This window comes from Delftia sp. ZNC0008 (genome assembly GCF_000799035.1).
Taxonomy (GTDB): Bacteria; Pseudomonadota; Gammaproteobacteria; order Burkholderiales; family Burkholderiaceae_C; genus Comamonas; species Comamonas tsuruhatensis.
The window spans coordinates 1-16,839 of the sequence record NZ_JTKZ01000912.1; the positions used below are offsets into that span (position 1 = coordinate 1).

The 16,839-nt window shown below is 67.6% G+C and carries 17 protein-coding genes and 1 pseudogene; 6 read left to right on the forward strand and 12 right to left on the reverse strand.

From position 1 onward, the window contains the following. Window positions 1-69 precede the first annotated feature (69 nt). From L995_RS29425 to L995_RS29440, 4 genes are all read left to right on the forward strand, one after another. Window positions 70-1,005: a LysR family transcriptional regulator gene (locus L995_RS29425; protein ID WP_047474976.1), complete on the forward strand. Its 936-nt coding sequence runs from the start codon at window positions 70-72 to the stop codon at window positions 1,003-1,005. Between the two features lie 261 nt (window positions 1,006-1,266). After that, window positions 1,267-2,040, forward strand: a complete 774-nt coding sequence (locus L995_RS29430) for a ferredoxin--NADP reductase (protein ID WP_016448667.1) — start codon at window positions 1,267-1,269, stop codon at window positions 2,038-2,040. 44 nt (window positions 2,041-2,084) lie between these two features. Continuing rightward, on the forward strand, window positions 2,085-2,891 hold the full coding sequence (locus L995_RS29435; protein WP_016448668.1) for an IclR family transcriptional regulator: 807 nt from the start codon (window positions 2,085-2,087) through the stop codon (window positions 2,889-2,891). A gap of 135 nt (window positions 2,892-3,026) precedes the next feature. Beyond that, the gene (locus L995_RS29440; protein WP_016448669.1) at window positions 3,027-3,800 is read left to right on the forward strand and encodes an SDR family oxidoreductase; all 774 of its coding nucleotides are present in this window, start codon (window positions 3,027-3,029) and stop codon (window positions 3,798-3,800) included. A gap of 92 nt (window positions 3,801-3,892) precedes the next feature. Here the strand turns inward: L995_RS29440 and L995_RS29445 are convergent, their stop codons facing one another. The 12 genes from L995_RS29445 to L995_RS29500 form a co-directional block, all read right to left on the reverse strand. Further along, window positions 3,893-4,192, reverse strand: coding sequence for a HigA family addiction module antitoxin (locus tag L995_RS29445; protein ID WP_013800141.1), 300 nt, complete (start codon window positions 4,190-4,192; stop codon window positions 3,893-3,895). 42 nt (window positions 4,193-4,234) lie between these two features. Continuing rightward, a complete protein-coding gene (locus L995_RS29450; RefSeq protein ID WP_047474978.1) occupies window positions 4,235-4,516 on the reverse strand; it encodes a type II toxin-antitoxin system RelE/ParE family toxin in 282 nt (93 codons plus the stop codon). A 129-nt stretch (window positions 4,517-4,645) separates the two neighbouring features. Then, a complete protein-coding gene (locus tag L995_RS29455; RefSeq protein WP_013800139.1) occupies window positions 4,646-5,821 on the reverse strand; it encodes an ABC transporter substrate-binding protein in 1,176 nt (391 codons plus the stop codon). Between the two features lie 55 nt (window positions 5,822-5,876). Continuing rightward, entirely contained in the window at window positions 5,877-6,584 is a 708-nt protein-coding gene (locus tag L995_RS29460; protein WP_046238968.1) for an ABC transporter ATP-binding protein, read from the reverse strand. Next, complete coding sequence (locus L995_RS29465) at window positions 6,571-7,335, reverse strand: ABC transporter ATP-binding protein (protein WP_016452146.1); 765 nt, start codon at window positions 7,333-7,335, stop codon at window positions 6,571-6,573. The genes L995_RS29460 and L995_RS29465 overlap by 14 nt, the downstream gene beginning before the upstream one ends. Continuing rightward, entirely contained in the window at window positions 7,322-8,296 is a 975-nt protein-coding gene (locus tag L995_RS29470; RefSeq protein ID WP_047474980.1) for a branched-chain amino acid ABC transporter permease, read from the reverse strand. Before L995_RS29470 ends, L995_RS29465 begins: the two co-directional genes overlap by 14 nt. Further along, window positions 8,297-9,160: a branched-chain amino acid ABC transporter permease gene (locus tag L995_RS29475; RefSeq protein WP_016448674.1), complete on the reverse strand. Its 864-nt coding sequence runs from the start codon at window positions 9,158-9,160 to the stop codon at window positions 8,297-8,299. A gap of 220 nt (window positions 9,161-9,380) precedes the next feature. Beyond that, a complete protein-coding gene (locus L995_RS29480) occupies window positions 9,381-10,319 on the reverse strand; it encodes a LysR family transcriptional regulator (protein ID WP_016448675.1) in 939 nt (312 codons plus the stop codon). Window positions 10,320-10,454: 135 nt separating this feature from the next. Further along, a complete protein-coding gene (locus L995_RS29485; protein WP_047474989.1) occupies window positions 10,455-11,411 on the reverse strand; it encodes a YihY/virulence factor BrkB family protein in 957 nt (318 codons plus the stop codon). A gap of 70 nt (window positions 11,412-11,481) precedes the next feature. Then, window positions 11,482-13,047 carry a galactarate dehydratase gene (garD, locus tag L995_RS29490; RefSeq protein ID WP_047474984.1) on the reverse strand — a complete coding sequence of 522 codons (1,566 nt, stop codon included), beginning with the start codon at window positions 13,045-13,047 and terminating at the stop codon, window positions 11,482-11,484. A gap of 188 nt (window positions 13,048-13,235) precedes the next feature. Then, the gene (locus tag L995_RS29495) at window positions 13,236-14,234 is read right to left on the reverse strand and encodes a Bug family tripartite tricarboxylate transporter substrate binding protein (protein WP_047474985.1); all 999 of its coding nucleotides are present in this window, start codon (window positions 14,232-14,234) and stop codon (window positions 13,236-13,238) included. A 50-nt stretch (window positions 14,235-14,284) separates the two neighbouring features. Beyond that, window positions 14,285-15,601, reverse strand: a complete 1,317-nt coding sequence (locus L995_RS29500) for a glucarate dehydratase family protein (protein ID WP_046986931.1) — start codon at window positions 15,599-15,601, stop codon at window positions 14,285-14,287. 87 nt (window positions 15,602-15,688) lie between these two features. On the opposite strand from L995_RS29500, the gene L995_RS29505 reads away from it, so the two are divergent. Then, entirely contained in the window at window positions 15,689-16,477 is a 789-nt protein-coding gene (locus tag L995_RS29505) for a FadR/GntR family transcriptional regulator (RefSeq protein WP_034366548.1), read from the forward strand. Between the two features lie 175 nt (window positions 16,478-16,652). Continuing rightward, window positions 16,653-16,839 (forward strand): annotated as a pseudogene (locus L995_RS32590) (tripartite tricarboxylate transporter substrate binding protein); the annotation flags it as partial.

Below are 16,839 nucleotides of genomic sequence, written 5' to 3' on the forward strand. Positions count from 1 at the left end.
CCGCGTAGCGACTGTATTGAAGGTCTATTTTTGGATAAATTGGCTGTTTCTGATTTATTTGTTCGCCCCATGCAAACAATCAAGCTTCTGGAGCAGATGCAGATCTTCAGCCGCGTGGCCGAGATGGCCAGCTTCACGCGTGCAGCCGAAAGCATGGGCCTGCCCAAGGCCAGCGTCTCCCAGGCCGTGCAGCAGCTGGAGGCGCGGCTGGGCACGCGGCTGCTGCACCGGACCACGCGGCGCGTGCAGCTCACCCAGGACGGCCAGGCCTGCTACGAACGCTGTCAGGACCTGCTGGCCGACGTGGACGAGTTCCAGGGCCAGTTCCAGCAGGCCGGCGACGCGCCGCTGCAGGGCAAGGTGCGGCTGGACATGACCACGGGCCTGGCGCGCCACGTCGTCATGCCCTTGCTGCCGCAACTGCTGCAAAGCCATCCGGCGCTGGAGCTGGAACTGAGCTGCACCGAGCGCCGCGTGGACCTGGTGCGCGAAGGCTTCGACTGCGTGCTGCGCCTGGGCCCCGTGGACGAGCCCGGGCTGGTCGCCCGCCCGCTGGGCCTGGTGGCGCTGGCCACCTGCGCCAGCCCCGGCTATATCCAGGCCCACGGGCTGCCCGCCACGCTGCAGGATCTGGGCGGTCACCGGCTGGTGCACTACCAGCGCACGCTGGGCGCGCGGCCGCTGGGCTTCGAGTACGAGGAGGACGGCCAGGCACTCAGCCTGCCCATGGCGGGCGCGCTCACCGTGAACAACGCCGAGGCCTATCTCTCGGCCTGCCAGGCCGGCCTGGGCCTGATCCAGGTCCCGCGCCTGGCCGTGCAGCCGCTGCTGGATGCCGGGGAGCTGATCGAGGTGTTGCCCCGCCATCCGCCCCCGCCCATGCCCTTGCACCTGATCTATGCCCACCGCCGCCAATTGCCACGCCGCGTGCGCGTGCTCATGGACTGGCTGGCACAGGCCATACAGCCCTGGACACTCGAAGCTGGCCTGCCCGAAAAGCAATAGGCGATGGCCCGCTGGACTCGGCCAGCGTCATTTTGCTTATCACTAATCCGTATCAAGACAAAGGTTCGCGCCTGCCCCTTTTGACGCCATTTACCGGACAATAGCGACCTTGCCCCGGTCACCGGCCGCCACGAAGCAGCGGCAACGCGCACACCGCGCCTGCCCCCTGCGCTTCCCGCCACCGCGTGCCTGCATGGCACTGACCTCTCATTGCAACGTCCCGGCGGGCACTGTCCGCCCCGAATTCACCGTATTGCCAACATGAGTGCTTTTCTTGAAGAACGCGTGCTGTCCGTCCACCACTGGACCGACCGCCTTTTCTCCTTCACCACCACCCGTGACACTGCGCTGCGCTTTTCCAACGGCCATTTCACGATGATCGGCCTGAAGGTCGACGGCAAGAACCTGCTGCGCGCCTACTCCATTGCCAGCCCCAATTACGAGGAGCACCTGGAGTTCCTGTCCATCAAGGTGCCCGACGGCCCGCTGACCTCGCGCCTGCAGAACATCAAGGTGGGCGACACCATCATCGTCGGCAAGAAGCCCACGGGCACGCTGCTGATCGACTACCTGCTGCCCGGCAAGAACCTGTACCTGATCGGCACCGGCACGGGCCTGGCCCCCTGGCTGGCCGTGGCCCGCGACCCCGAGACCTACGAGCGCTACGAGAAGGTGGTCGTGGTGCACGGCGTGCGCCATGCCAACGAGCTGGCCTACCAGGAGCTGTTCGAGAAGGAACTGCCCGAGCACGAGTTCCTCGGCGAGATCGTCAAGGACAAGCTCATCTACTACCCCACGGTGACGCGCGAGCCCTTCCGCAACCAGGGCCGCATCTCCAACCAGATCACGGCCGGAACCTTCCCGCAGAACATCGGCCTGCCCGAGCTCAACCCCGAGACCGACCGCGTCATGCTGTGCGGCAGCCCCGCCATGCTGAACGAACTCAAGGAGCTGCTGGAGCACCGCGGCTTCAAGGAAGGCAACACCACCACGCCCGGCGACTTCGTGGTCGAGCGCGCCTTCGTCGAGAAGTAAAGCCCACGACACCCCGTGGCGGGGCGGCTGCCGATAATCGGCGCATGCCGCCCTCCTCCCTTCCTTCAGCCCCGCCAGGCGACGAAGACCGCAACTTCATCGTCGCACTGGCGCGCGGGCTGGACGTGCTGTCGTGCTTTCGCTCCGGCGAGAAGCTGCTGGGCAACCAGGACATCGCCAGGCGCTGCGGACTGCCCAAGTCGACGGTCTCGCGCCTGACGCACACGCTGACCACGCTGGGTTACCTCATCCATGTGCCCGAAGAGGGCAAATACCGCCTGGGCACGGCCACGCTGGCGCTGGGCAGCGCCATGCTCTCGCGCCTGGACGTGCGCCAGATCGCGCGCCCGCTGATGCGCAAGCTGGCGGCCGCCACCGATGCCGAGGTGGCCCTGGCCACGCGCGACCGGCACAACATGGTCTACATCGAGCACTGCCCAAGCGCGCGCTTCATGCACCGCGACCTGGACATGGGTTCGCGCATTCCCCTGGCCACCACGGCCGTGGGCCGTGCCTGGCTGGCCGCCAGCCCCGCGTCCGAGCGCCAGCGCGCGCTGGACTATCTGCAGTCTCACGCGCCCGAGCAATGGGCCGCCGCACAGGCCCAGCTGCCGCTGTGGCCGGAGGCAGGCAACCAGCCCCAGCCCTGGCTGTCGCGTTCGTTCGGCGACTGGCAGCCCGAGGTCAACGCCATTGCCCTGGCCTTCTCGCCGGGGCGCGGCCTGCCGCTGATGGCCGTCAGCCTGGGCGGGCCCTCGCGCTTCGTCACGGCCGACGCGCTGCGCCAGGACGGCGTGCCCGCGCTGCAGCGCATGGTGCGGCGGCTGCAGCAGGACATCGACAGGGCCTGAACGCCTGTCCCGCAGGTGCCCGCGCGGTACCGCTCAGCACGGCAAAGTAGCCAAGACGACAGCGTGCACGGTGCCGGCGCCCTAGCATGCAGGTGTTGCTCAACCACCAGAAACCCAAGCCAGGAGACATACAGCATGAGCGTGAAAGCATTGTTCGACCTCACGGGCAAGACCGCCCTGATCACCGGAGGCTCGCGCGGCCTGGGCCTGCAGATGGCCGAGGCGCTGGGCGAGATGGGCGCCCGGCTCGCCATCACGGCGCGCAAGTCCGACGAGCTGGCCGAGGCCAAGGCCCACCTGCAGGGCCTTGGCTACCAGGTCGAGACCTTCACCAACGACCTGCAGAAGTTCGACACCATCCCCGCCCTGGTCGAGGACGTGCTGGCGCGCTGCGGCGACATCGACATCCTCGTCAACAACGCGGGCGCCACCTGGGGCGCCAAGGCCGAGGAATACCCGGACGAGGCCTGGAACAAGGTCATGAACCTCAACGTCTCCGCGCCCTTCTTCCTCACCCGCGAAGTGGCCAGGCGCGTGATGATCCCCAAGGGCCGGGGCAACGTGATCATCACGGCCTCGGTCGCGGCCTTCAAGGGCACGCCGCCCGGCATGAACACCGTGGCCTACAACACCTCCAAGGCGGCCGCCGTGCATCTGGCGCGCACCCTGGCCTCGGAATGGGGCCACTACGGCATCCGCGTCAACTCCATCTGCCCGGGCTTTTTCCCCAGCAAGCTGGCCAACGGCCTCATCGACAAACTCGGCGACCAGCTCATCGCCCGCGCCCCACTGCGACGCATCGGCGGCGAGGAGGACCTCAAGGGCGCCGTGGTCTACCTGGCGTCCGATGCATCGCGGCACATGACGGGGCAGGCGTTGGTGCTGGATGGTGGAGCGAGCTTGTTGTAAACAACGCAGCCCTGCAATGAGAAAGGCCCCTGTACCGCGGTGCAGGGGCCTTTCTTACGTGAGCCGCTGCGCAGCGACTCAGCATGTCTTCTTCAAGCCTGCAGAGCAAAGGGCTCGATGGACTCCAGGTCGTCGCCTATGGCCTCACGCGCGATATCGGCGTCGTACTGGCTTTGCAGATTCATCCAGAACTCCACGGACGTGCCAAAGAAGCGCGCAAGGCGCAGCGCCGTATCCGCGGTGATGGAGCGGCCGTTCTTGACGATGGCCGCGATGCGTGTCTGCGGGACATGGATGGCCTGGGCCAGGCGGTATTGCGTCAGGCCCATGGGCTCCAGGAATTCAGTGGCCAGGATTTCGCCTGGCGTGGGGAGGTTCAAAGGTTTGTTCATGGTCAGCACTCCTGCGCCAGATCCAGGATCAACGCTTTCGCTTCAGTGGTAATCGACGATCTCCAGCTGACTCGGGCCTTCATGGGTCCACACAAAGCACACGCGCCACTGGTCATTGATGCGGATGCTGTGCTGCCCCTTGCGATCTCCGTGCAGCGCCTCCAGCCGGTTTCCGGGCGGGACCCTCAAGTCCTGAAGCACATGAGCGGCACGCAGCATCCGAAGCTTGCGCAGCGCAACCACTTCAATGCTGCTCCACCGAAGCACCCGCCTCTGCTGGAACAGTTGCTCGGTGTCGGGGCACTTGAATGACTGGATCGTCATGGAAGCAAATAATAACGTGCCGCGTCAGTAACGTCAAACGCAAGTACCGGACAACTGAGTCCATAAGAAAGCGCCTGGGCCAGATCAAGCTGGCACCAGGCGCTTTCGGTCGAAAAACTGAGCGGCGCTCTACTTGTTCGCCACCGTCATCACCGCCTCGATCTTGCCGTCGCGCACGGCCGCACCGCGCTCCGTGGTCAACGTGCCGCCACGCTCATCCACGCCCTTGACGCCACCGGGGTTCACGTCGGGGCGCAGGGATTTGTAGGCCTCGTCGAGCTTGGCGTGGATGGCCTTGGTGTCCGAGGCAGAGCCGGCCAGCTGCATGGCCTTGACGGTGGCGTGCACGGCCGTGTAGTTCCACTGCGCCTCCGAGCCCGGGATGCGGCCCGGGTAGACCTTGCCGAAGCGTTCGACGAAGGCCTTGTTCTCGGGCTTGGTGTCCTCGGAGACGGGCATGACGCCGATGGCGCCTTCCAGCGGCGCATAGCCGCCGACCACGCGGGCCATTTCGTCGAGCTTGGCCTGGTCCATGACCACGAAGCCGCCCTTGAAACCCAGCTCGCGCGCCTGCTTGACGACCAGGGCCGTGGGCTCGGAGGCTCCGCCCACGAAGAGCACATCGGGCTTTTCGGCCAGTGCCTTGCTCACGCCGCTGTAGAAATCGGTGGCGCGGTTGTAGCTCATGGCGTTCTCGGCCACCACGGTGCCGCCCAGCTTTTCCCAGCCGGGCTTGAAGGCAGCGACCCAGGCCTTGGCGTAGTCGTGGTCGGCGCCCACCAGGGCCACCTTCTTGCCGAAGCGGCCCATCACGTACTTGGAGAACGGGTCGATGTACGAGGTGAACTCGGGCGGGATGCGCAGGGTCAGCTTGTTGCCCCGGTTGGTGATCTGCGGCACCGAGCTGTAGGCCAGCACGATGAAGTTGCTGCGCTCGTTGGTGGTCTGCAGCGCGAAGATGCCGCCCGAATGCGGCACCAGGATGGCCGCCGTCTTGTGCTGCTGCACCAGGCGCTGGGCGTTGATCGCGGTCTCGGACGGGTTGTACTTGTCGTCCAGCGGAACGATCTCGATCTTGACCTTCTTGCCACCGATCTCGGGCGCTGCGGCATTGATCTCGGAGACGGCCATCTGCATGCCGTCGAGCACGTTCTTGCCGTACTGGGCAGCGCCGCCCGACAGCGGGCCGGAGTAGCCGATCTTGACGACTTCCTGCGCCAGCGCGGGGCCGGCGGCGGCCACGGCGGCGCAGGCCAGGGCCAGCGTGCCCACCCTGCGGCGGGTCAATGGTGCGAATGCTGTCATGTCTGTCTCCTTGGATCGTTGGTGGTGGTGGCTTGGGTAGAGGCAAGAGGCGGCGTCATGCACCGATGTAGGCTTTTCGGATGGAGTCGTCAGCCAGCAGCTCGGCCGGCTTGCCCTCGCGCACGATGCGGCCGCTTTCCATCACATAGGCGCGGTGCGCGATCTTCAGCGCCGCATAGGCGTTCTGCTCGGCCAGCAGCACGGTGGTGCCGGCCGCGTTGATGCGCTGTATGGCCTCGAACATCTGCTTGATGACCAGGGGCGCCAGGCCCAGCGAGGGCTCGTCCAGCAGCAGGGCCTGGGGCCGGCCCATCATGGCGCGGCCGATGGCCACCATCTGCTGCTGGCCGCCCGACAGCGAGCCGGCCGGGTCATGCTGCTTCTCGCGCAGGATGGGAAACAGCTCCATCACCTCCTGCAGCGTCTTCTGGCTGGGACCGGGGTCGCGGCGGTGCACGTAGGCGCCCAGCTGCAGGTTGCGCAGCACCGACATCTGGGGAAACAGCTTGCGCCCTTCGGGGCACTGCACCACGCCGGACTGCACGATGGCCGAAGGCTTGCGCCCGGCCAGCTCCTGCCCGTTCCAGACGATGGAGCCGCCCGCGGCCTTGTGGATGCCGCTGGCCGTGAGGAACAGCGAACTCTTGCCTGCGCCGTTGGCGCCCAGCAGCACCACCAGCTCGCCCCGGTCGGCATGCAGGCTCACGCCGTCCAGCGCCAGGAAGCTGCCGTAGCGCAGCGACACGTTCTCAAACTTCAGCATGCTCGCTCCCCAGGTAGGCATCGATGACGGCGGGGTTGCGGCGTATCTCCTCGGGCGTGCCCTCGGCGATCTTCTCGCCGTAGCTGAGCACCAGGATCTTGTCGGCCAGGCTCATGATCATGCCCATCTTGTGCTCGATCAGCGCCACCGTGATGCCGTGGCGCACCAGCTTGCGGATCAGCTCGGCCAGGCCCTCGGTCTCCTCGGGGTTGACGCCGCCGGCGGGCTCGTCGAGCAGCATCAGCTTGGGGTCGGTGGCCAGGGCCAGCGCGAAGGCCACGCGCTTGCGCTCCTCCTGCGTGATGTCGCCCGCAATGCGGCCGGCCACATGCGACAGGCCCACGAAGTCCAGCGCGTCGCGCGCCTTTTCGCGGCACACGCGCTCTTCCTCGCGCAGGCGGCTGGAGCCGCGCAGCACGTCCCACAGGCCTGAGCGCGTGCGCAGCCGGTGGCCCACGATGAGGTTGTCCAGCACCGTGGCGCGGTCGAACAGCGCCGTGGTCTGGAATGTGCGCGCCACGCCCAGTTTCGCCACCTGGTCGGTGCGCAGCGAGGTCACGTCCTGGCCATTGAAGGTGATGGTGCCCGAGGTGGGCTTGTGCACGCAGCTGATCAGGTTGAAGAACGTGGTCTTGCCGGCGCCGTTAGGGCCGATGATGGCGTTGATGCGGCCTTCCTCGATCACGGTGCTGACATCGCTCACGGCGGCCAGTCCGCCGAACCGCTTGGTCAGGTGGTCAATCTTGAGCATGCGGCTTGCCCTCCTTGGCATTGCGGCGCGCGCGCCAGGCGGTGACGCTGCCCACCACGCCGTAGGGCATGAAGATCACCAGCATCACGAGAATGGGGCCGAAGACGATGAAGCGGTACTCCTGCAGGAACTGCAGGTACTGCGTGATCCAGGGCATGCCGATGGCGCCCAGCAGCGGGCCCAGCACCGTGCCCATGCCGCCGACCATGGCGAAGATCATCATGTCGAAGGTGTGGTGCACGCCCGCCATGTCCGGCCCGATGAAGCGCACGAAGCCCGCATACAGGCCGCCCGCCACGCCCGCGTAGACCACGCTCAGCATGAAGGCCAGCACCTTGTTGCGCATGAGGTTGATGCCCAGGGCCTCGGCCAGCTCGTCGCTGTTGCGGATGGCCACGAAGGTGCGGCCCAGCAGCGACCGGACGATGCGCCGCATCACCCAGACCGAGGCCACGAGGAAGGCCAGCACCAGGTAGTACAGCGCCAGCGGCGACTCGAAGCTCAGCGCGCCCAGGGCCTCGGGCGCGGGGATGCCCATGATGCCCACCGTGCCGTGGGTCAGGCCCTCCCACTTCTCGATGACGAGGAACATGATGTAGCCCACGCACAGCGTGAAGATGGAGAAGTAGTGGCCCTTGAGCCGCAGCGAGACGATGCCGATCAGGTAGCCCAGCACCGCGCACACCACGCCCGACATCACCAGCCCGCCCCAGAACGGCCAGCCATGGTCCACCGTAAGGATGCCCACGGTATAGGCGCCCGCGGCCATGAAGCCCGCATGCGCCAGATTGAGCTGGCCCGTGTAGCCCGTGATCAGGTTCAGGCCCAGCGTGGCGATGGCGAAGATGTAGGCCGTGCTCATCACCGTGAGGTGGTAGTCGTTGCCCGCCAGCCAGGGAAAGGCGATGCCGGCGGCCAGCAGCAGGCCCCAGGCGATGCGGGAGTCGATGAATCCGTTCATTCAATGACTCCTCTTGGCGAACAGGCCCTGAGGGCGCAGCGACAGGATCACCACCAGCAGCACGAAGGCGATGATGTCCTTGTAGTCGGTGGAGATGTAGTAGGCACCGAAGCTCTCGGCGAAGCCGATGATCAGCCCGCCCAGCACGGCGCCCGGGATGCTGCCCATGCCGCCCAGGATGATGATCACGAAGGCCTTGGTGATGACCAGGTGACCCATGGCCGGATAGACCAGGTTGATGGGCGCATACAGCGTGGCCGCCACGGCCGCGAGCACGCCTGAGATGGCAAAGGTCAGCATGGATACGCGGTTGGCGTCAATGCCCACCATCGATGCGCCCTCGCGGTTCTGGGCCATGGCGATGATGGTCGAGCCCGTGGTGGTGCGCGTCAGGAACAGGTGCAGCGCCACCATCAGCGCAAAGGCCGCGACTATGATCAGCAGGCGCTGCGCAGGCGCCGTGATTCCGCCCATCTCCACGATGGAGGTGTAGGGCGTGGGCATGCGCTGGAAGTCCGCGCCCCACAGCGCCTGGGCTCCGGCCTCCAGGAACAGCAGCAGCCCGATGGAGGCGATCTTGGGATGCAGGGGCGAGGCCTTGCGCAGCGGATGGAAGATCAGCCGCTCGCTGACGATGCCCAGCACCGCCACCGCCACCGCCGCCACCAGCATGGCCGCCCAGTAGCCCCAGCTCCAGGCCACCATGGCCTGGAAGGCCACGAAGGCGCCGATCATGTAGAAGCCCCCGTGCGCGAAGTTGGGCACGTGCAGGATGCCGTAGACCAGGGTCAGGCCCAGGGCCACGAGGCCATAGATGCCGCCCAGGGTCAGTCCGTTGAGCACTTGCTGCAGGAAGACGTCCATCACCGCCTCCCGCCTGCCGCCGCCGGTGGCCGCCACCGGACCAGGGTCTGTTCTCGCATTGCCTTGCCTCCTTGTTTGCTGTGAACCAGCTTAGGAGGCGGTGCCGTGCACCATCAACCCGAAGATTCCGCACAGCGGAATTCACCTGGGAAACCCCGAGGCGCAAACCGCTGCGGTAGTAACCTAGATGACAGGCGCAGGCCGGCAGGAGCGGGGAACGCTAGATGGACAGCGCCGGCAGGTTCTCGGGCAGGCCCTGCATGGAGCGCTGCGTGTGCTCGGCCACGAAGTCCAGGAAGCTGCGCACGCGCGCCGGCATGAACTTGCGCGTGGGCAGGGTGGCGTAGAGCGTGAATCGGCCCGTGGTCCATTCGGGCAGCACATGGCGCAGCCGGCCCGAGCGCAGGTGGCGCGCGATCAGGTCCAGCGGCTGGGTGCTGATGCCCGCGCCGTCCAGCGTGGCGCGCAGCAGCGTGCCCGTGTGGTTGGCCACCAGCACGGGGCGCACGGCCACCTCGACCTCGCCCGCGTTGCCGTCGAGCCGGCGCATGCGCAGCATGTCGGAGCGGCCCTGGATGCGCCGGCGCAGCAGGCACTGGTGGCCGGCCAGGTCCTCGGGCACGACAGGCACGCCATGGGCGTCCAGGTACTCGGGCGCGGCGCAGGCCAGGCCGCAGGTGGTGACGATGGGCCGGGCCACCACGTTGCCGTCGTAGCCCTCCTCGGCATTGACGAAGGTGATGTCGTATTCGCCCACGGCCGCCTCGCTGGCCGACTCCACGAAGACCTCGATGCAAATGCGCGGATGCAGGCGGTGGAAGTCCGCCACCAGCGGCGCCAGCACATGCTCGGCGAACACGGGCGGCGTGAGCACGCGCACGGCGCCAGACAGCTCCAGCGTGTGCGCCTGCGCCAGGCTGAAGGCATCCTCCACATCGGCCAGGATGCCGCGCACGCGCTCCAGGTAGGCCTCGCCAGCCTCGGTCAGCGAGACGCTTCGCGTGGTGCGCTGCAGCAGCCGCGTGCCCAGGTGCTGCTCCAGGTCGGCCACCAGGCGCGTGACCGTGGGCACGGACATGTCCAGGCGCCGCGCCGCCGCCGAAAACCCGGCCTCGTCGGCCACGGTCTGGAATACCCGCATGGTCTGCAATCGGTCCATCTTGTCCTTGGCCCCTGGCCTTGGTGCCAGGGGACTTCACTGCATTGTTCCACTCCCAAACGCCTGCGCCGCAGCCTTTCGGGCCGCGGCGCAGAGGTTCATCGCCTGGATGGGATACGGAACAGGCGCCGAGGTTCAGCCCTTGCCGTCCTGGGGCGCAAACCGGATGGGATGGGTGAAGCGCACTCCGGCATCGCTGAAGGCCTTGGCCGTGGCGGCCGACAGCAGCAGGATGGCCGAGGAAAAGTAGATCCACATCAGCAGCACCACCAGCGAGCCCGCCGCGCCATAGGCCGAGACCACGGCCGCCGTGGCCAGGTACCAGGCCAGGGCCTGCTTGCCCAGCGTGAACAGCAGGGCGCCGATGATGGCCCCGAAGATCAGATAGCGCAGCCGGGGCTTGGGGCCGCCGCCTATGCGCATCAGCCCCACGAAGAGCAGCACGGTGATGCCGAAGGACACGCACTCGTTGATCAGGCTGACCAGCGGCCCCAGCGGCTGCATCTGCAGCTTGGTGCCGGCCCAGTTGGTGATCAGCTGGATGGCCGTGGACAGGGCCATGGACACCAGCAGCAAGAAGCCCAGCGCCAGCACATAGGTCAGGCCGCGCAGCCGCAGCGCGGCCATGCGCCACCACACGGCCTTGGGCGGCGGTGGCTCGCCGTTCGAGGTCCAGAGCCTTTCCAGCGCGGACTGCAGCTCCACGAAGACACCGGTGGCGCCCGACATCAGCAGGATGAAGCCGAACAGCGAGGCCAGCCGCCCCTCGTCGGGCCGCTGGGCGCTTTCCAGCGCGCCGCGCACCACCTGGGCGCCGCGCTCGCCGATCACGTCCTGCACCTGGTCGATGAGCTGGTGCTCCACATAGCTGCGGTCCACCCACCAGCCCAGCAGGCCGACCAGCAGCAGCAGCAGCGGGGCCAGGCTCAGGATGCCGTAGAAGGACATGGCGGCGCTCATGCGCAGGCCATCGGCGTCCAGCCACAGCTGCACGGCGTTCCACATGGCGCGCAGCGGGTTCAGTTCCAGCAGCCGGTCCAGGCGTGCGGACCAGGACGAGGCGGGGGGAGTTTCCGGGGTATCTGGGGGCATGGCCCCCATTGTGCGCAGCGGCGCACCGGCGCCCTGTCAGCCTGTGCCGACAGGGGCCTGTGCGCGCGGCTCAGGTCACGGGCGCTGGATTGAACAGCACCAGGGCGTTGTGCAGCTTCCACTGCTCGGCCCAGGTCTTCCTGCGGCCGCTGGCCACGTCCAGCATCAGGCGGAACATCTCCCAGCCCACGTCCTCGATGCTGGCCTGGCCTTCGGCGATGCGGCCCGCGTTCACGTCCATCAGGTCATGCCAGCGCCGCGCCAGGTCGCTGCGCGTGGCCACCTTGATCACGGGCACCTGGGCCAGGCCGTAGGGCGTGCCCCGGCCCGTGGTGAACACATGCAGGTTCATGCCGGCGGCCAGCTGCAGCGTGCCGCAGATGAAGTCGCTGGCCGGCGTGGCCGCGTAGACCAGGCCGCTTTGGATGCCCCGGTCGGCCAGACGCTGGCCCGGCGACAGCACGCCGGTGATGGGCGCCGTGCCGCTCTTGATGATGGAGCCCATGGCCTTCTCGACGATGTTGGACAGGCCGCCCTTCTTGTTGCCCGGCGTGGTGTTGGCGCTGCGGTCCACGCGGCCCTTGTCCAGGTAGGCGTCGTACCAGGCCATCTCCTCGATCATGGCCTGGGCCACCTCGGGGCTGGAGGCGCGCGAGGTGAGCTGGTCGATGCCGTCGCGCACCTCGGTCACCTCGCTGAACATCACGGTGGCGCCTGCGCGCACCAGCAAATCGGTGCAAAAGCCCACGGCCGGGTTGGCCGTGACGCCGCTGAACGCATCGCTGCCGCCGCACTGCACGCCCACCACCAGGGCGCTGGCCGGCACGGTCTCGCGCCGGCGCGCGTTCAGCCGCTCCAGATGCACCCTGGCGCTGCCCATGATGGAGTCCACCATGGACATGAAGCCCACATGCGCCTCGTCCTGCAGGCAGACCACGTCCAGCGCGGGCTCGCGCTCATCGACGATGGGGAAGGACCCCGGCGGCAGCAGCCGCTCGGGCTGCAGCTTCTCGCAGCCCAGGCTCACCACCATCACCTCGCCGCCAAAATTCGGGTTGTGGCTGATGTTGCGCAGCGTGCGCTGCGGAATCTCGGCGCCCACGGCATCGATGGCCACGCCGCAGCCATAGCTGTGCTCCAGGCCCACCACATCGTCCACGTTCGGATAGCGCGGCAGCAGCTCGGCCTTGATGCGGCCCACCGCGAAATCCAGCACCCCGGCCACGCACTGCACCGTGGTGGTGATGGCCAGGATGTTGCGCGTGCCCACCGTGCCATCGGCATTGCGGTAGCCCTCGAAGGTGTAGCCCGTCAGCGGCGGCAGCTCGGGCGGCTGCACCGTGGCGATCGGCAACCCCTCAAGAGACAGCGCCCCCGGCATGCGCAGCAGCCGCTCATGCACCCAGCTGCCCGCGGCAATGGCCTGCAGCGCATAGCCGATCACCACGTTGTAGCGGCGCACCTCGCCGCCCTCGGCAATGTCCACCAGCGCCACCTTGTGCGCCTGCGGCACCTTGTCGACCAGCACCAGCCCCCCGGGCATCACCGTGCCCGCAGGCAAGCCCCCGTCATTGGCCACGATGGCCACGTTGTCGGCCGGATGCATGCGGATGGAAAGAGGAAGTGGGGTACTCATGGCAATGTCTCAATTTTCTAGGGGCCTGTCGCAATCGGAGTGCAGCCCTCGCAACCGTCACGTCCCAACTCAGGAACGCCGAGCAAGAGCCGCCTCACGGCGGGGGCGCCCAGCCGAAGGCGTTGTCCCCCTCCGCGAAGCGAGAAGGGGCGCCGTGCAACGGGGAAGGCGCGAAGCGCCTCAGGGTGTCATTCCACCTTTATTCCAGCAGCCTTGATCACCTTCCCCCACTTGACCACCTCGGCCTTCTGGAACTCGCCCAGCTCGGCCGGCGTCATCTGCGAAGGCAGCATGCCGAAGTTCTTCAGGCGCGCCTGCACCTCGGGCGTGGCGACGATCTTCATGATCTCCGCATGCAGCCGGTCCACGATGGGCCCCGGCGTGCCTGCGGGCGCGAACACGGCCTGCCAGGAGCCCATGTCGAAGCCCTTCTCGCCCGCCTCGGCGATGGTGGGCACATCGGGCAGCGACTCCAGGCGCCGCGAGCTGGTCACGGCGATGGGACGCAGCTTGCCGGCCTGCACATGGGGGCCGACGACCAGGGCGGTGTCGAACATCATGTCCACCTGGCCGCCGATCACGTCCTGCACGGCCGGGCCACTGCCCTTGTAGGGCACGTGGGTGAACTTCACGCCCGTCTGGTAGCCCAGCAGCTCCAGCGCCATGTGGTTGGAGGTGCCGCTGCCCGGCGAGGCCGAGGTCAGGCCGCCCGCCGCTGCCTTGGCCTTGCTGGCGGCCAGCACGTCGGCCAGCGTCTTGTAGGGGCTGGAGGCCGGCACCACCAGCACCAGCGGGCCCGAGCCCAGCATGGCCACCGGCGTGAAGGACTTGACCGGGTCGTAGTCCAGCTTGGCGTACAGGCTCACATTGATGGCGTGCGAGCTGATGGTGCCGCCCAGGATGGTGTAGCCATCGGCCGGTGCGCGCGCCGCGATGGCCGAGCCCACGCTGCCGCCCGCGCCGCCCTTGTTCTCGATCACCACGGGCGTGCCCAGGGCCTTGCTCAGCGGCTGGGCGATCACGCGCGCCAGCGTATCGGTATTGCCGCCAGGCGGGAACGGCACCAGGTAGGTGATGGGCTTGCCCGTGGGCCAGTTGCCCTGCGCGGCGGCGGGCATGGCGGCCAGGGCCGTGCCCAGCAGCAGGGCGCTGGCGAGGGAATGTTGGATGAGTGTGCGGCGTTGCATGGTGCTTGTCTCCGGGAAGGGCTTGTCGTTGGAATGGTGTGAAAGCGGGTTCAGAAGCGCGGCTGGTGGCCGGTGAACGCGGGGTCGTACTTGCGCATCTGCCCCAGGTCGTCGCGGTTGCGGATGCCGCAGTGCAGGTAGTTGTCGTGCAGGCGGGCCAGGGCCTCGCGGTCCAGCCGCACACCCAGGCCGGGCGCCGTGGGCACGCGCAGGCTGCCCTGCTCGAACTGCAGCCGGCCGCCCTCGACGACTTCCTCGTCCTGCCAGGGGTAGTGCGTGTCGCAGGCATAGGTCAGCAGGGGTACGCTGGCGCACAGGTGCGTCATGGCCACCAGGCTGATGCCCAGGTGGGAATTGCTGTGCATGGACAGGCCCAGGTCGAAGGTGCGGCACAGCGTGGACAGGCGCTGCGTGGCGCGCAGCCCGCCCCAGTAATGGTGGTCGCTGAGCACGATCTTCACGGGGCAGCCCATGTCGGCGTTGCGGCGGAATTCGGCAAAGTCCGTCACCACCATGTTGGTGGCCAGCGGCACATCGCACTCTCGCGCCACGGCGGCCATGCCGTCCAGGCCGGGCGCCGGATCCTCGTAGTACTCGAGCACGCCCTGCAACTGCTGCACGATCTTCAGGCTGGTCTCCACCGTCCAGTTGCCATTGGGATCGATGCGCAGCGGCGTGCCCGGAAAGGCCTCGGCCAGCGCCAGAATGCCGGCCGCCTCCTGCTCGGGCGGCAGCGCGCCGGCCTTGAGCTTGATGCTCTGGAAGCCGTACTGCGCAATCATGCGCCGCGCCTGCTCCACCAGCTGCTGCGGCGCCAGGGCCTCGCCCCAGGCGTCGGGCGAAGAATCTGGTCCATAGGGCCTGTCGATGTGCTCGGCGTACTTGTAGAACAGGTAGGCAGAGAACGGCACGCTGTCGCGCGCCGCCCCGCCCAGCAGGTCCACGATGGGCGCCCCGGCCATCTGGCCCTGCAGGTCCAGCATGGCGACCTCGAAGGCGCTGACCACCTTGGCCACGGTCTTGGACACATGCGTGCCCGGCGCCAGCGACACCTGCTGGCCCAGGAACTCCGACGCCGTCAGCGCAGGCGGCGCCACCAGGGCCGCGACGCGGGCCTCCATCTCGTTGAGCGCCCAGGGCGACAGCCCCACCAGCGCGGGCGCGGCCTTGGCCAGCGCATCGAGCATGGGCTGGTCGCCGTAGCTTTCGTTGATGCCGACCAGGCCCGAGGCCGTCTCGATCTCGATGATGGAGCGCAGCGCCCAGGGCTCGTGGATGCCGGCCGCATTGAGCAGCGGCGGATCGCGGAAGGCAATGGGCGTGATGCGGACGTGGCGGATCGCGTGGGTCGCTTGGGAGGTGCTCATCTGGACTGCGGACGGGGTCGGAAAATCGGAAAAATCTGCGACAGCGTTGACGTCTTGTGATACGTTGTCGTACAACTTGGAGCGATTATGATCAGCACCATGGAAAGTTCGGCAAAGGGATTTCCCGCATCACCCCCAACGATCGAGCTTCCCCTGCGAGGAAAGTCCGGTCGCAGCGGCCGCAATCTGGCCGCCCTGCTGTTCGACGAGTTCGCGAGCAAGATCCGCAACGGCCTGCTGGCCGAAGGTGAGAAGCTGCCCACGGAATCGTCGCTGGTGCAGACCTACGAAGTCAGCCGCACCGTGGTGCGCGAGGCGCTGTCGCGCCTGCAGGCCTCGGGCCTGGTGGAGACGCGCCATGGCATAGGCACCTTCGTGCGCGCCGCCCAGCCCGCGTCCACGCTGATGCTCAATGCCGACGAGCTGACGGCCGCCGTGGACGTGATGGCCGTGCTGGAGCTGCGCATCAGCCTGGAGACCGAAAGCGCCGGCCTGGCCGCGCTGCGCCGCAGCCCCGAGCAGCTGCAGGGCATACGCACGGCGCTGCAGGCCTTCGAGATCGCCTTTGCGCGCGGCGAGGACACGGTGGCCCATGACCTGGCCTTCCACACCCAGATCGCCGAGGCCACGGGCAACCGCTACTTCGGCGACATCCTGCGCCACTTCGGCGCCCAGCTGATTCCGCGCACGCGCATCGCCTCCATCCACCAGCCCCAGCGCGACCCCGACTACCTGCGCCGCGTCAACCGCGAGCATGAGGAAATCCTCGCCGCCATCGAGCGCCAGGACGCCGACTCGGCCCGCGCGGCCATGCGCATCCACCTGACCAACAGCCGCGAACGCCTGCGCCTGGCACAAAAGACCAGCGCCGCCTGACGCCTTCTGACGCCTTCTGGGCATCCTGGACCGCCCTGCGCCCTGCGGGACGGATGGCGCCGGAACAGGAATTCAGACAACCAAGGGAAAACCCTTTATCACGGCATGCATGTCTCGGTTGAAAATTCGCTTCAGTTGTACGACAACTGACAACACAAAACCCGGAGACAAGAGCATGACCCTGAGCCGAAAGCAATTCCTGCGCGCCGCTGGCGCCACCGCCCTCGTGGCCACCGGCGCCGGTGCGCTGGCCCAGAGCAACTGGCCCACGCGCCCGCTGCGCCTGGTGGTGCCCTACCCGCCGGGCGGCAGCTCGGACATCATTGCGCGCGCCATCGGCCCGCTGCTGTCGGCGGAACTCA

Excerpts from the sequence above, each read along its gene's own strand:
- L995_RS29495 (WP_047474985.1), bottom strand. The coding sequence starts at position 14,234 with ATGCAACGCCGCACACTCATCCAACATTCCCTCGCCAGCGCCCTGCTG.
- L995_RS29505 (WP_034366548.1), top strand. The coding sequence starts at position 15,689 with ATGATCAGCACCATGGAAAGTTCGGCAAAGGGATTTCCCGCATCACCC.
- L995_RS29475 (WP_016448674.1), bottom strand. The coding sequence starts at position 9,160 with ATGGACGTCTTCCTGCAGCAAGTGCTCAACGGACTGACCCTGGGCGGC.
- L995_RS29470 (WP_047474980.1), bottom strand. The coding sequence starts at position 8,296 with ATGAACGGATTCATCGACTCCCGCATCGCCTGGGGCCTGCTGCTGGCC.
- garD (WP_047474984.1), bottom strand. The coding sequence starts at position 13,047 with ATGAGTACCCCACTTCCTCTTTCCATCCGCATGCATCCGGCCGACAAC.
- L995_RS29480 (WP_016448675.1), bottom strand. The coding sequence starts at position 10,319 with ATGGACCGATTGCAGACCATGCGGGTATTCCAGACCGTGGCCGACGAG.
- L995_RS29485 (WP_047474989.1), bottom strand. The coding sequence starts at position 11,411 with ATGCCCCCAGATACCCCGGAAACTCCCCCCGCCTCGTCCTGGTCCGCA.
- L995_RS29445 (WP_013800141.1), bottom strand. The coding sequence starts at position 4,192 with ATGAACAAACCTTTGAACCTCCCCACGCCAGGCGAAATCCTGGCCACT.
- L995_RS29425 (WP_047474976.1), top strand. The coding sequence starts at position 70 with ATGCAAACAATCAAGCTTCTGGAGCAGATGCAGATCTTCAGCCGCGTG.
- L995_RS29450 (WP_047474978.1), bottom strand. The coding sequence starts at position 4,516 with ATGACGATCCAGTCATTCAAGTGCCCCGACACCGAGCAACTGTTCCAG.
- L995_RS29440 (WP_016448669.1), top strand. The coding sequence starts at position 3,027 with ATGAGCGTGAAAGCATTGTTCGACCTCACGGGCAAGACCGCCCTGATC.
- L995_RS29455 (WP_013800139.1), bottom strand. The coding sequence starts at position 5,821 with ATGACAGCATTCGCACCATTGACCCGCCGCAGGGTGGGCACGCTGGCC.
- L995_RS29500 (WP_046986931.1), bottom strand. The coding sequence starts at position 15,601 with ATGAGCACCTCCCAAGCGACCCACGCGATCCGCCACGTCCGCATCACG.
- L995_RS29460 (WP_046238968.1), bottom strand. The coding sequence starts at position 6,584 with ATGCTGAAGTTTGAGAACGTGTCGCTGCGCTACGGCAGCTTCCTGGCG.
- L995_RS29430 (WP_016448667.1), top strand. The coding sequence starts at position 1,267 with ATGAGTGCTTTTCTTGAAGAACGCGTGCTGTCCGTCCACCACTGGACC.
- L995_RS29435 (WP_016448668.1), top strand. The coding sequence starts at position 2,085 with ATGCCGCCCTCCTCCCTTCCTTCAGCCCCGCCAGGCGACGAAGACCGC.
- L995_RS29465 (WP_016452146.1), bottom strand. The coding sequence starts at position 7,335 with ATGCTCAAGATTGACCACCTGACCAAGCGGTTCGGCGGACTGGCCGCC.